Source organism: Bacillus cereus group sp. MYBK195-1, from assembly GCF_051916605.1.
GTDB lineage: Bacteria > Bacillota > Bacilli > Bacillales > Bacillaceae_G > Bacillus_A > Bacillus_A cereus.
On record NZ_JBQAGZ010000002.1, the window covers coordinates 323,171 to 336,183 of the forward strand.

The following is a 13,013-nucleotide window of genomic DNA, read 5'->3' on the forward strand; positions in this document are numbered from 1 at the left end:
TGTAAAATTATTAATAAGGTTTTTATTTAACTAAATGAAATAAAAGGAGCTGTCAATGTTGTCTCAAAATCGAGAGCAATTAATGGAAGAACTATCGACAAATGTGTTTGCTATGTTTCGCACGTTGCGTAATGATATCGGAAAAATATTCGGTGGTTACATACCGTGGAATGAATTCATCGTCCTAAGAATATTAAATCGTACGAATAAAGAAATGGTATCGCGTGTAGCAAATGAATTAAATGTGTCGAATAGTCATATTACAGCTGTTACAGAAAAATTAATTAATAAAGGTTTTGTAACTCGTTCACGTTCTACATCAGATCGCCGAGTTGTGTATTTAGAGATTACAGAACAAGGGAAAGATTTAGTTGCGAAAATGGAAGATGCGAAAAAACAATATTTACAAGAAAGATTCTCTGCACTTTCAGAAGATGAAATGAATGTAATGATTTCAATTTCCAAAAAACTTATTTAAGTGATTATAAACAAGAAAACGCTTACGTGATAAAATAGAAGGTCTTCCTTATATATGGGAGATCTTCTTTCGTGTGTAATAGATGTTAATAAATAAAATGTGTATGAAAAAAGATAGAGCGCCATACTACTAATACAAGGAAGGAGGGAGAAATATGACGAATCGTAACGGTAGTAAAGGGAGCGGTAATCAAGGGTCACCAAAGTCCGGCCAATTTAATCAGGAATTTAGCACTGAATTTGAAACTGGTAATGATAATAAAGGAAAAGAATATCGTTCTAAAAAAGGGAGTAAATCAAAAAAGGAGTGAAATAATTCACTCCTTTTTTGATTTAAGATGCTGCCGATTGATCCGTATTATATTTTTCTTCTGATTTTGCGACAATCATTGCGCAAATTGCATCGCCAGAAATGTTTACAGCTGTTCTAGACATATCTAGAATACGGTCAATACCGATAATTAAAGCGATGCCTTCTACTGGCAGATTTACTTGATTTAAAACCATTGTAAGCATTACAAGTCCAACACCAGGTACACCAGCAGTACCGATACTAGCTAGTACAGCAGTTAATACGACCATAGCTAATTGCGGTAATGTAAGTTCAACTCCGTATACTTGAGCGATAAATACAGTGGCTACCCCTTGCATAATGGCAGTACCATCCATATTAATAGTTGCCCCTAGTGGTTGTACAAATGAGCTTATCGCTTTTGGAACGCCCAGCTTATCTTGTGCTGTTTTCATTGCAAATGGAAGCGATGCATTAGAGCTAGATGTACTAAATCCAATTGCCATTACTGGTCCGAAATGTTTAAAGAAACGAACAATACTTTCTTTTGCTAATACCTTTAATAAGCCGCCATATACAAAGACCCCGTGAATAATGAGTACTAACATAACGACAATCATATACTTGAACATCGCAGCGACGCCTGCAAGACCCATTTTACCAACGGATGAAGCGAGCAAACCGAATGTTCCAATTGGGGCTAATTTCATAACGAGATTAACAAGATACATCATTAATTCGTTGCCCTGTTCAAGTAATGAATGGATACCTTGAACTCGTTTTCCTAAAATAGCTATACCGAGTCCAATCAATACGGCAAAGGTAATGATTTGTAACATGTTTCCGTCAGCCATGGCTTTTGCTGGGTTATCTGGTACGATATTTAACAATGTGTCGACGAAAGATGTTTCAGTTTTTGCACCTTCATACTTAAGACCTTCTGTTTTAAAATTACCGCCAGCTCCTGGTTTTATAATAAGTGCAAATGTAACCGCTATAGAGATGGCAACCGCAGTTGTTACGAGAAAGAATGAAATTGATTTTAAACCGATTCTTCCAAGTTGTTTCGGATCTCCAAGACCGGCAGCACCAAGTACGATAGAAATGAACACAACAGGAACAACTAGCATTTTAATAAGTCGAATAAATAATTGACCAATTGGGTTGAACACATATTGATTTAGTGGCTCAAAGATAGATGGAGCAGCTAAATTTAGAGTGAGTCCAACAACTAGACCTAGGAATAATGCGATTAAGATTGCTTTTGTTTGTTTCAATAAAATCCCCCCTTTTGTTTTTGCAAAATTTCTTTCTAAAGTAATTATACCGAAAAAATACCTAATTTGACAATATTTTCTGAATTTTTTGTTTTAATTTAAGTGTAGATAGACTGATTTTGTGTTTGGAAAATAAAATAGACCATCATATAGGATGGTCTAGGGAAGGGGACAATTTATGTCAATTTAATTAGGGATGGAAGTTGTTCAAAGACACTGGGGAATGTCTTATAAATTAGGGAGGAACAACTTCGATACATATACTATAAAAGGTAGGTGTGACTCTCATGTGAACATAGGGTGAAAGAGAGAGGGAGTTTTAAATAAAAGGTAGAAAGACAAAAAAATAAGACCATCATTTATAAGATGGTCAAGGAAGGGGACAATTTATGTCAATTTAATTAGGGATGGAAGCTGTTCAAAGACACTGGGGAATGTCTTATAAATTAGGGAGGAACAACTTCGATACATATACTATAAAAGGTAGACGTGACCTCTGTGTGAATATAGAGTGAGTTTTAAATAAAATGAAAATTTAATGAGTGTTTTTTGTTCATCCCCTGTTGATTATTAGCTTTAACCAATCGGGCGTTTATTGCCCACAAATAGTGGAATAAAAGATAGAGCAAACAAAAAATAAGACCATCATTTATAAGATGGTCAAGGGAAGGGGACAATTTATGTCAATTTAATTAGGGATGGAAGCTATTCAAAGACACTGGGGAATGTCTTATAAATTAGGGAGGAACAGCTTCGATACATATACTATAAAAGGTGGATGTGACCTCTATGTGAACATAGAGTGAAAGATATGGGGATTTGAAAAATAGTACATATGAAATTGTTATTGCTAGCAATATTGAGTTAGGATATAGAGTTTTCCAGCATAAAAACGAAAAGGAATCTGAATATAAATAAAAGTTGTAATCTATGAAAAAAAAGATTATGCTCAACTATATTATGAGAATATAAGGTTTGTCCCAATTATTTAAGGGCTTTTAAAAAGCTTTTTATTTATGAGGGGAAAGTTTCACTTTAATAAGGGAGTTAGTGATATGAACGTAACAAAAAAACAAGGGCTGTATAATCGTCTTATACGATTAAACCCACCACAAATATTAGCATTAGGCTTTTTCTGCTTAATTGTGGTTGGCGGTTTGTTATTAAAATTACCATTCGCAACGAAAGCACATATTAGTTGGGTAGATGCTTTCTTTACAGCAACTTCAGCAGCGACCGTAACTGGTTTGGGAGTAGTGGATACAGCAAGTACATTTACGATGTTTGGCGAAATTGTTATTATGTTTTTAATTCAAACAGGTGGTCTAGGTCTTATGACAATTGCCATTTTAATTGTTTGGGTACTAGGTAAAAAAATCGGATTACGCCATCGTTTATTAATTGGAGAAGCATTTAATCAAACAAATATAGGTGGTCTTGTAAAATTAGTAAAGCGTGTCTTTATATTTTCGATTTGTATTGAACTTATTGGGGTCATCTTTTTATCGTTTCGCTTTATTCCAGAGTTTGGTTTTGGAAAAGGTTTATACTATAGTATTTTTCATGTAATTGCATCTTATAATAATGCAGGATTTGCTTTATGGCCAGATAATTTAACAAGATATGTAGGGGATCCCATTATTAATATTGGGATTTGCTCTTTAATTGTAATCGGAGGACTCGGTTTTACCGTATTAATTGATATATGGTATAGTCGCAGTTTTCGAAAATTATCACTTCACTCAAAAATAATGATTATTGGAACAGTAGTGCTAAATGTTATAGCAATGATTGTAATTTTTGTATTGGAATATAATAATGTGAAGACGTTAGGGAATTTATCTTTAAATGAAAAACTATGGGCTTCCTTCTTTCAAGGTATTACTCCGCGGACAGCTGGATTTAATACGGTTGACTATGGAGGTATGGAAGAATCATCTATATTATTTACGATGATTTTAATGTTTATTGGTGCAGGAAGTGTATCGACAGGTGGAGGAATTAAATTAACGACGTTTGTTATCTTAATTACATCTGTCCTTTCTTTCTTTAGAAAAAAGGAGGAAATTGTTTTATTTCAGCGTACAATTAAAATGTCGACAGTAACGAGGGCATTAGCAATTGCTGTTGCCAGTCAAATACTTATTTTAGCAGCGGTATTCATATTAATGCTTACAGAAAACTTCAGCTTTATTCAATTATTATTTGAGACAATATCAGCGTTTGGCACAGTCGGATTAACGATGGGAATTACTGCACAGCTATCGGCGTTCGGAAAATGTATTATTATGTTTGTTATGTTCTGCGGATTAATTGGACCATTAACACTTGTGTTCTCTTTAGCGCGACCAGCAAAACAAAAAATAAAATATCCATCGGAAGATGTGTTTACAGGATAAGGTATCCCGCGTTAAGCGAGATACCTTTTTCTTTTTTAGAACAGGGAAAACAATAGACCAATAAGTGCTACTCGGAATAAAATTGCGATAAGTGCAGCAATCCCACCGACAACTGCAGCGATACCGCCAGTTACAGTAGCTCCGCGATTATAAGCGTAAATACCGAGTAAAACAGAAACAAGACCAAATAGTGTTGGAAATGTAAATAGCGATAAGATAGATAGCGCAAGAGCGATAAAACCAGCAGTTGATCCAGCAGCGGACGATTTTACAACATCTTTATCGTCTTTATCATCGTAATTATAATCAATGCGTTGTGGTGCAACCTCAGCGGCGTACTCTTCTTTATAGTCACTATCTATTCTATCTCTTCTTTTATAATCATCAAATTTCTCAGTCAAAGTCATGACTCCTTTCATAACAAGGTTCAATAGTAGTATGTATCTCTTTTTCTTTTTTATCCTGCTATTTGTGGGAGTCGAGCTACGTACACATCCCACTGATTAAAGTCTCACTATACCGGAGCATGTACAGGGAGTAGTATCTTTTAAAAGGAGGAAAATGTTTTCTTGAAATAGGAAAAGTTAGTATGACTTCCTCTATTTTGGAAAGTATAAAAAGGAATAATGAGGAAAGGGTGCAATACATAATGGAACATCCAATTGAAAATTTAATGAAAACGGCAATGACAAATTTAAAAGAGATGGTAGATGTAAATACAATTGTTGGGAGCCCGGTTTCAACAGCTGATGGAAATGTAGTATTAACAGTATCTCAAGTGGCTTTTGGTTTTGGAGCTGGTGGAAGTGATTTTAAAGGGGATTTCATTGCTGAAAAACATAACGGTGGGCAAAATCAGCATAAAGAGAACAAGCAAGGGCATCCATTTGGAGGAGGAAGCGGGGCTGGGGTTTCCATTAGTCCAGTAGCTTTTTTAGTAGTTGGTTCTAATGGGGTGCAAGTATTACATCTCAACAGCAGTACACATTTAATTGAAAAGGCTTTAAATACTGTACCAAGCACTGTAGATAAATTTGTGAATGGTCGTCAAAAGTGAACTTGCATTTTTTAGGAATTATGATATATTAGAAAAAGTGCGCTTTAGGATGATCGGAATAATTGAAATGTAAATATATATGATGTGTGGAATAAGGGAGAGGAATTTATGATTAATATCAAAAACTTAGTAGTTGGCTTATTTATGTTAGTAAGCGGCTTTGTTGTATATGTAATAAAAGAAAAAGCTCCATTCTAAAACAGACAAACCGTTAATGTCTGTTTTTAATTTACCGAAAAAAATTGACAAGTTATTGTATTGGTGTTATAATTTTAATTCGTGTCTCGGTTACAGCTAGTGTAAAGTAAATATCTCTTATGAATGCAATACGAAAAGTTTGCGAAAGATCGGGTAATTTTATCAACAACTTTTGTGAACAAACCCTATAAATTGTATTTGTAAGCTATATATGTATACTAGTGAATCAAGGAGCGGTCAGTGGAACCGTAATGATGAGAGAGAGGTAGGGCTTTCATCCAGTATATGTTACTTTCCCGTTAGGTGAATATAAAAAAGAGGACTCCTTTTAAAAGGAGTCCTCTTTCATTTTTTAAGTGCGACTTTCAACTTGTTGACAAATTTCATCCGTTGTTAAACCGTGAGCTGTAATGACTGATCCTTTAATTGATGTATCTGCAATGCCCATCACATTAGAATCTTGCCCAGTTACAACGCAACAATCACACCCTTGTGCATCCTGTTCTGAGTTAAGTGTAACAACTTCATGACCTTGTTGTTGAAGAGCTTGTTGAACGTCTGTTAATGAGTTTTCAACGCCAATTCTAGCCATAATTCTCACCTCCTACCATCTAATTGCTAGTATGCTCAAGTTCACTGCATATATTTATGAAAAGACGGTAGGAAGTAAATCTTTGTTTAGTCGTTATATACGCCAGTAAGCATTTGACTAACGAATTGATCGTTTAATGTATCTTGTGCTGAAGAAGTATTTGAATGGATGTCGATTGAAGCAATAAAATGATTATGTTCTTTCGTATTTGGTTCTACCTCTACGTAATTATCGAATTTACAAAAACCTTTCGTATCCATTAGATCAAATAATTGCAGCATTTCTACTACCTCTTGTCTCGTTCCTTTAATTTGTACACACGCCATATTTATTTCCTCCTTTATTTTGACAAATTGTTTTTTAAAAATAGGATTATGATTACGAAATGAAAAATATGAATGTTATTTTTAGACAGCGCTATTTTTGTTATTCCCCCCTTTTTCAGCAAAAGTCGTTATATATTCCCAGATTTATAAAATCGGACGTCCGTTTATTGAATACAATAGATTCGTATCAATTGATGAAAATCCTTCTTTTAAACAAATATTTTTTTAGTGGAAATTAGCGAAAAAAATTTTTGGTTTTTTTGTAAACGTTAACAATGTTGTTAAATCAGTATAAGCAAAGAAGTACGTACGATTAAAAATTATAAATTTTCTAAAAATTCACTTGATTTATTTAGAAAGGAGAGTAAACTAGGAAACAATAAAAAATTCATAGAACATAGGAGGCGCTTCTAGTGAATGAGCAATGGATTTTCTTAAATGGAGAATTTGTTCCAAAAGATGAGGCAAAAGTTTCAGTATATGATCATGGCTATTTATATGGCGATGGAGTGTTTGAAGGAATTAGAGTTTATAGCGGTAATGTTTTCCGTTTGAGAGAGCATCTTGTCCGGCTGTATGAATCAGCAAAATCAATCCTTTTAGAAATTCCATATTCATTAGATGAAGTAACAAATATTGTTGTTGAGACGATTCGACAAAATAAATTATCTAATGGATACATTCGCCTTGTTGTATCAAGAGGAGCAGGAAATCTTGGATTGGATCCCGATTCATGTAAGAAGCCGAATGTAGTAGTAATTGCAGAACAATTATCTTTATTCCCGCAAGAATATTATGAGAAAGGGATTCCAGTTGTAACAGTTGCAACGCGCCGAAATCGTCCCGATGTTTTATCCCCTCAAGTAAAATCTTTAAATTACTTAAACAATATTTTAGTTCGTATTGAAGCGAAATTAGCTGGAGTACAAGAAGCACTTATGTTAAATGATCAAGGATATGTAGCTGAAGGATCAGGAGATAACGTGTTTATTGTTAAAGGAAATAAATTAATTACACCACCAAGTTCTGCTGGAGCGTTAGAAGGTATTACACGAAACGCCATTTTAGAAATCGGCGAAAAACTTGGGTATGACGTAAGAGAAGAGTTATTTACAAGACATGATGTATATGTAGCTGATGAAGTGTTTTTAACAGGAACAGCTGCTGAAGTGATTGCTGTTACGACAGTAGATGGTAGAACGATTGGCTTAGGGCAAACAGGTCCACATACGAACCGTTTATTAGAAGAGTTTCGTAAGTTAGTTGTAGAAGATGGAGAGAAAATTTACGAAGAAAATAAAGTTGGATAACAACTTTTTTAACATAAGAAAGCGTTGATAGGGAGGAGTAGTTGATTGTGAAGCCTCACAGAGAGTCGGTGGTTGCTGAAAACCGATGGTTCACGTCGACGAACATCGCCCTTGAGTGCTAAGCTAAAGCATTTGTCTAGGCTTAGACGGTAGCTCCGTTATTAGCTAGATCCATTTATGGATCACTGAGGCAAGAGTATTCTTGCGAAGAAGGGTGGTACCGCGAAATCTTTCGTCCCTTCAGCACATAGCTGGAGTGTGGACGTAGGATTTTTTTATTGTATAAAAGTTTGAAAAAGGGGGCTTATAAGAACAATGTCTTCAAAAACGGAAGAGAAACTGGCAACTGGTGCACAGCTATTGTTAGAAGCGCTAGAAAAGGAAGGGGTAGAAGTGATTTTCGGTTATCCGGGTGGTGCCGTTTTACCTCTCTATGATGCATTGTATGATTGTGAAATTCCGCATATTTTAACAAGGCATGAGCAAGGGGCAATTCACGCTGCTGAAGGATATGCCAGAATTACAGGGCATCCAGGGGTTGTAATTGCAACGAGTGGACCAGGTGCTACAAATGTAATTACGGGTCTAGCTGATGCAATGATTGATTCATTGCCACTTGTAGTATTTACAGGCCAAGTAGCAACAACGTTAATTGGGAGCGATGCTTTTCAAGAGGCAGATATTATGGGACTTACGATGCCAGTGACAAAACATAACTATCAAGTGCGAAAGGCCTCAGATTTACCTCGAATTATTAAAGAAGCATTTCATATTGCTAAAACAGGAAGACCAGGACCAGTCGTTATTGACCTTCCGAAAGATATGGTAGTCGAGAAAGGTGAGCGATGTAGCAATGTACAAATGGATTTACCAGGATATAACCCTAATTATGAACCGAATCTACTTCAAATAAACAAATTACTCAAAGTAATTGAAACCGCAAAAAAACCGTTAATTTTAGCTGGAGCGGGTATATTGCATGCGAAAGCTTCGAAAGAATTGACAAGTTTTGCTCGTAAATATGAAATTCCTGTTGTGCATACATTACTTGGTCTCGGTGGCTTTCCACCAGATGATGAACTATTTTTAGGAATGGGAGGAATGCACGGTTCTTATACAGCCAATATGGCGTTATATGAATGTGACTTACTCATTAATGTAGGTGCGAGATTTGATGATCGGCTTACAGGGAATTTAGCTTATTTTGCTAAAGGGGCTACTGTTGCACATATCGATATCGATCCAGCAGAAATCGGGAAAAATGTGCCGACTGAAATTCCTATTGTTGCAAGTGCTAAGCGGGCATTGGAAGTATTACTTGAACCAGAAGGGGGAAAAGAAAATCATCATGAATGGATCACTTTATTAAAGGGGAGAAAAGAACAATATCCATTCTCTTATAAAAGAAACTCTGAAAGTATTAAGCCTCAATACGCAATTGATATGTTATATGAAATTACGAAGGGAGAAGCGATTGTAACAACAGACGTTGGGCAACATCAAATGTGGGCAGCGCAATATTATCCGCTGAAAAATCCAGATAAATGGGTAACTTCTGGTGGATTAGGAACGATGGGGTTCGGATTTCCAGCAGCAATCGGTGCGCAAATTGCAAAGCCTGAGGAACTAGTTATTGCAATTGTCGGTGACGCCGGATTTCAAATGACCTTGCAAGAATTAAGTGTGTTAAAAGAACACTCGTTGCCTGTTAAAGTATTTATCTTAAATAATGAAGCTTTAGGAATGGTAAGACAATGGCAAGATGAATTTTATAATCAAAGATACTCGCACTCTTTATTGTCGTGTCAACCAGATTTCGTCGCTCTTGCGAATGCGTATGGCATAAAAGGAGTTCGCATAGAGGATCCACTTCTTGCAAAGAAGCAAATACAGCAGGCGATTGAATTACAAGGACCAGTCGTAATTGATTGCCGTGTACTTCAATCAGAAAAGGTAATGCCGATGGTTGCGCCAGGGAAAGGTGTTCACCAAATGGAGGGAGTGGAAAAAAGGTGAAGAGAATTGTTACAGCGACAGTTCGAAATCAAAGTGGTGTGTTAAACCGAATTACAGGGGTTATGACACGAAGACATTTTAATATTGAAAGTATTTCAGTAGGTCATACGGAATCATCGGACATATCGCGGATGACGATTGTTGTACACGTTGAAAATGAACAGCAAGTGGAGCAGTTAATTAAACAACTTCATAAGCAAATTGATGTTCTGAAAGTATCAGATATTACAGAAGAAGCGATGATCGCAAGAGAACTTGCACTTATTAAAGTAGCAACATCAGTAGCAAGAGCAGAATTATATAGTTTAATTGAACCGTTTCGAGCCGCTGTAATAGATGTTGGGAAGGATTCCATAGTTGTGCAAGTAACAGGTACGCAAGATAAAGTAGAAGCGTTAATCGAATTACTTCGTCCATACGGTCTGAAAGAAATTGCTAGAACAGGTGTAACAGCATTTACGCGTAGTATGAAAAAACAAGATAAGCAAGTTATGTTAATTCAATAATCATTTAAATATAGGGGGAAATGAAAATGACAAAAGTTTATTATGAGAAAGATGTAACGGTAAATGTATTAAAGGAAAAGAAAGTAGCAATCATCGGATATGGCTCGCAAGGTCATGCACATGCGCAAAATTTACGTGATAACGGATTTGATGTAGTAGTAGGTTTAAGAAAAGGTAAGTCTTGGGATAAAGCGAATGAAGATGGATTTTCTGTATATACAGTAGCAGAAGCAGCGGAAAAAGCTGATGTAGTAATGATTCTACTGCCTGATGAATTACAACCAGAAGTATATGAAGCTGAAATTGCACCAAATTTACAGGCTGGAAACTCTCTCGTGTTCGCACATGGATTTAATGTTCACTTTGGTCAAGTAAAACCACCAGCTAATGTAGATGTATTTCTAGTAGCCCCAAAAGGACCGGGGCATCTCGTACGCCGTACGTTCGTCGAGGGCGGAGCTGTTCCTGCATTATTTGCAGTATACCAAGATGCAACAGGAGTTGCGACTGAAAAGGCACTTTCTTATGCTGATGGGATTGGAGCGACGAGAGCTGGTGTATTAGAAACGACATTTAAAGAAGAAACAGAAACAGATTTATTTGGAGAGCAAGCTGTGCTTTGCGGCGGAGTAACTGCGCTAGTAAAAGCTGGATTTGAAACGTTAGTTGATGCTGGTTATCAACCGGAACTTGCATATTTTGAATGTTTACATGAACTAAAACTAATCGTTGACCTTATGTATGAAGGCGGACTTGAAAATATGAGATATTCAGTTTCAGATACAGCGCAGTGGGGCGACTTCGTATCAGGACCACGCGTTGTAACGGAAGATACGAAGAAAGCGATGGGTGCAGTGCTAGCAGAAATTCAAGATGGTACATTTGCAAGAGGCTGGATTGCAGAGCATAAAGCAGGAAAACCAAATTTCCATGCGACAAATGAGAAAGAGAATGAACATGAAATTGAAGTAGTTGGACGTAAATTACGTGAAATGATGCCGTTTGTACAGCCGCGAGTAAAGGTAGGGGTTAAATAATATGAAACAGATTTTGTTCATGGATACGACGCTACGTGATGGCGAACAATCACCAGGAGTAAATTTAAATGAACAAGAGAAATTGCAAATTGCAAGGCAATTAGAGAGACTAGGTATTAATGTCATGGAAGCTGGTTTTGCAGCAGCTTCCGAAGGGGATTTTCAATCGGTAAAACGCATCGCAAATACCATTCAAAATGCTACAGTTATGAGTTTAGCTAGAGCGAAAGAAAGTGATATTCGAAGAGCATATGAAGCGGTGAAAGGTGCTGTATCTCCTCGTTTACACGTATTTTTAGCCACAAGTGATATTCATATGAAATATAAGCTTTGTATGTCAAAAGAAGATGTATTAGATAGTATTCACCGCTCGGTTACACTCGGGAAATCATTATTTCCGACAGTACAATTTTCTGCAGAAGATGCGACAAGAACAGCAAGAGATTTTTTAGCTGAAGCAGTTGAAGTTGCGATTCGTGCAGGAGCGAATGTAATTAATATTCCAGATACAGTTGGATATACGAATCCAGAAGAATATTATTCTCTTTTTAAATACTTACAAGAATCCGTTCCTTCATATGAAAAAGCAATTTTCTCTTGTCATTGTCATGATGATCTTGGGATGGCAGTAGCAAATTCATTAGCTGCGGTTGAAGGTGGAGCGTTGCAAGTAGAAGGAACAATTAATGGAATTGGAGAAAGAGCAGGTAATGCGGCGCTAGAAGAGGTCGCAGTTGCTCTTCATATTAGAAAAGATTTCTATAAGGCGGAGTCTTCTATGATGCTAAAAGAAATTAAAACGACGAGTACATTAGTAAGCAGATTAACAGGTATGGTTGTACCGAAAAATAAAGCGATCGTTGGAGCGAATGCTTTTGCTCATGAATCCGGAATTCATCAAGATGGTGTTTTAAAAGAAGTGACAACATATGAAATTATTGAACCAGCGCTAATAGGAGAATCTCAAAATCTATTCGTACTTGGAAAACATTCTGGACGTCACGCGTTTACAGAAAAAATGAAAGAGCTTGGCTATGAATTTACAAAGGAAGAACGAGATGCGGTGTTTGAAGCGTTCAAAAAATTAGCTGATCGTAAGAAGGAAATTACTGAGGAAGATTTACGTGCGCTTATGCTTGGTGAAGCAGCATTTGCAGCTCAGCAATATAACATTACGCAACTACAAGTTCATTTCGTATCAAATAGTACACAATGCGCGACAGTTGTACTAAAAGACGAAGAAGGAAATGCATACGAAGATGCAGCCACTGGTTCTGGTAGTATTGAGGCGATCTATAATGCAATCCAAAGAATTTTAGGATTAGAATGTGAATTGGTGGATTATCGCATACAATCTATTACACAAGGTCAAGACGCACTGGCTCATGTTCATGTTGAATTAAAAGAAGGAACGCATCAAGTATCAGGTTTTGGTGTTGCGCAAGATGTATTGGAAGCGTCGGCAAGAGCATATGTCCATGCAGCAGGGAAATTAAAATCTCTTATAGCGCTTGTGAAATAAATAT

General features: G+C 36.4%; 14 protein-coding genes, 1 pseudogene and 1 other annotated feature. Of the genes and pseudogenes, 11 read left to right on the forward strand and 4 right to left on the reverse strand.

What is annotated here, in order from left to right; translation table 11 throughout:
• Window positions 1–58 precede the first annotated feature (58 nt).
• Window positions 59–478, forward strand: a complete 420-nt coding sequence (locus ACTFRY_RS11320) for a MarR family winged helix-turn-helix transcriptional regulator (RefSeq protein ID WP_000081432.1) — start codon at window positions 59–61, stop codon at window positions 476–478.
• A 154-nt stretch (window positions 479–632) separates the two neighbouring features.
• Window positions 633–788, forward strand: coding sequence for a hypothetical protein (locus tag ACTFRY_RS11325; RefSeq protein ID WP_000184928.1), 156 nt, complete (start codon window positions 633–635; stop codon window positions 786–788).
• A 22-nt stretch (window positions 789–810) separates the two neighbouring features.
• On the opposite strand, the gene ACTFRY_RS11330 is transcribed toward ACTFRY_RS11325, so the two are convergent.
• A complete protein-coding gene (locus tag ACTFRY_RS11330) occupies window positions 811–2,046 on the reverse strand; it encodes a dicarboxylate/amino acid:cation symporter (protein ID WP_098616829.1) in 1,236 nt (411 codons plus the stop codon).
• 1,055 nt (window positions 2,047–3,101) lie between these two features.
• Between ACTFRY_RS11330 and ACTFRY_RS11335 the strand changes: the two genes are divergently transcribed.
• Window positions 3,102–4,445: a TrkH family potassium uptake protein gene (locus ACTFRY_RS11335; RefSeq protein ID WP_001103324.1), complete on the forward strand. Its 1,344-nt coding sequence runs from the start codon at window positions 3,102–3,104 to the stop codon at window positions 4,443–4,445.
• Between the two features lie 35 nt (window positions 4,446–4,480).
• Here the strand turns inward: ACTFRY_RS11335 and ACTFRY_RS11340 are convergent, their stop codons facing one another.
• A complete protein-coding gene (locus tag ACTFRY_RS11340; RefSeq protein ID WP_016117465.1) occupies window positions 4,481–4,846 on the reverse strand; it encodes a hypothetical protein in 366 nt (121 codons plus the stop codon).
• Window positions 4,847–5,034: 188 nt separating this feature from the next.
• On the opposite strand from ACTFRY_RS11340, the gene ytfJ reads away from it, so the two are divergent.
• Together ytfJ and ACTFRY_RS11350 are read left to right on the forward strand one after the other, a co-directional pair.
• Window positions 5,035–5,502 (forward strand): GerW family sporulation protein, encoded by a 468-nt coding sequence (gene ytfJ / locus ACTFRY_RS11345; RefSeq protein ID WP_016117466.1) that lies wholly within the window; start codon window positions 5,035–5,037, stop codon window positions 5,500–5,502.
• A 108-nt stretch (window positions 5,503–5,610) separates the two neighbouring features.
• Window positions 5,611–5,700 carry a hypothetical protein gene (locus ACTFRY_RS11350; protein WP_000608227.1) on the forward strand — a complete coding sequence of 30 codons (90 nt, stop codon included), beginning with the start codon at window positions 5,611–5,613 and terminating at the stop codon, window positions 5,698–5,700.
• 352 nt (window positions 5,701–6,052) lie between these two features.
• Here ACTFRY_RS11350 and ACTFRY_RS11355 read toward each other — a convergent pair whose 3' ends face one another.
• The gene (locus tag ACTFRY_RS11355; RefSeq protein WP_000101022.1) at window positions 6,053–6,292 is read right to left on the reverse strand and encodes a YkuS family protein; all 240 of its coding nucleotides are present in this window, start codon (window positions 6,290–6,292) and stop codon (window positions 6,053–6,055) included.
• An 86-nt stretch (window positions 6,293–6,378) separates the two neighbouring features.
• A complete protein-coding gene (locus ACTFRY_RS11360; RefSeq protein ID WP_000752512.1) occupies window positions 6,379–6,618 on the reverse strand; it encodes a DUF3911 family protein in 240 nt (79 codons plus the stop codon).
• Window positions 6,619–6,677: 59 nt separating this feature from the next.
• Between ACTFRY_RS11360 and ACTFRY_RS11365 the strand changes: the two are divergent.
• The 6 genes and pseudogenes from ACTFRY_RS11365 to leuA all read left to right on the forward strand — a co-directional run bounded on the left by ACTFRY_RS11365 (window position 6,678) and on the right by leuA (window position 13,009).
• A pseudogene (locus ACTFRY_RS11365) lies at window positions 6,678–6,891 on the forward strand (hypothetical protein).
• A gap of 140 nt (window positions 6,892–7,031) precedes the next feature.
• Window positions 7,032–7,928: a branched-chain-amino-acid transaminase gene (gene ilvE / locus ACTFRY_RS11370; protein WP_001005486.1), complete on the forward strand. Its 897-nt coding sequence runs from the start codon at window positions 7,032–7,034 to the stop codon at window positions 7,926–7,928.
• Between the two features lie 15 nt (window positions 7,929–7,943).
• Window positions 7,944–8,171: a binding site (T-box leader), on the forward strand.
• 72 nt (window positions 8,172–8,243) lie between these two features.
• Window positions 8,244–9,944, forward strand: a complete 1,701-nt coding sequence (gene ilvB / locus ACTFRY_RS11375) for an acetolactate synthase large subunit (RefSeq protein WP_000095835.1) — start codon at window positions 8,244–8,246, stop codon at window positions 9,942–9,944.
• A complete protein-coding gene (gene ilvN / locus ACTFRY_RS11380; RefSeq protein WP_000822946.1) occupies window positions 9,941–10,450 on the forward strand; it encodes an acetolactate synthase small subunit in 510 nt (169 codons plus the stop codon). Before ilvB ends, ilvN begins: the two co-directional genes overlap by 4 nt.
• A 20-nt stretch (window positions 10,451–10,470) precedes the next feature.
• Window positions 10,471–11,487: a ketol-acid reductoisomerase gene (gene ilvC / locus ACTFRY_RS11385; RefSeq protein ID WP_136986233.1), complete on the forward strand. Its 1,017-nt coding sequence runs from the start codon at window positions 10,471–10,473 to the stop codon at window positions 11,485–11,487.
• A 1-nt stretch (window position 11,488) separates the two neighbouring features.
• Window positions 11,489–13,009 carry a 2-isopropylmalate synthase gene (leuA, locus tag ACTFRY_RS11390; RefSeq protein ID WP_098616297.1) on the forward strand — a complete coding sequence of 507 codons (1,521 nt, stop codon included), beginning with the start codon at window positions 11,489–11,491 and terminating at the stop codon, window positions 13,007–13,009.
• The last annotated feature ends 4 nt before the right edge of the window (window positions 13,010–13,013 follow it).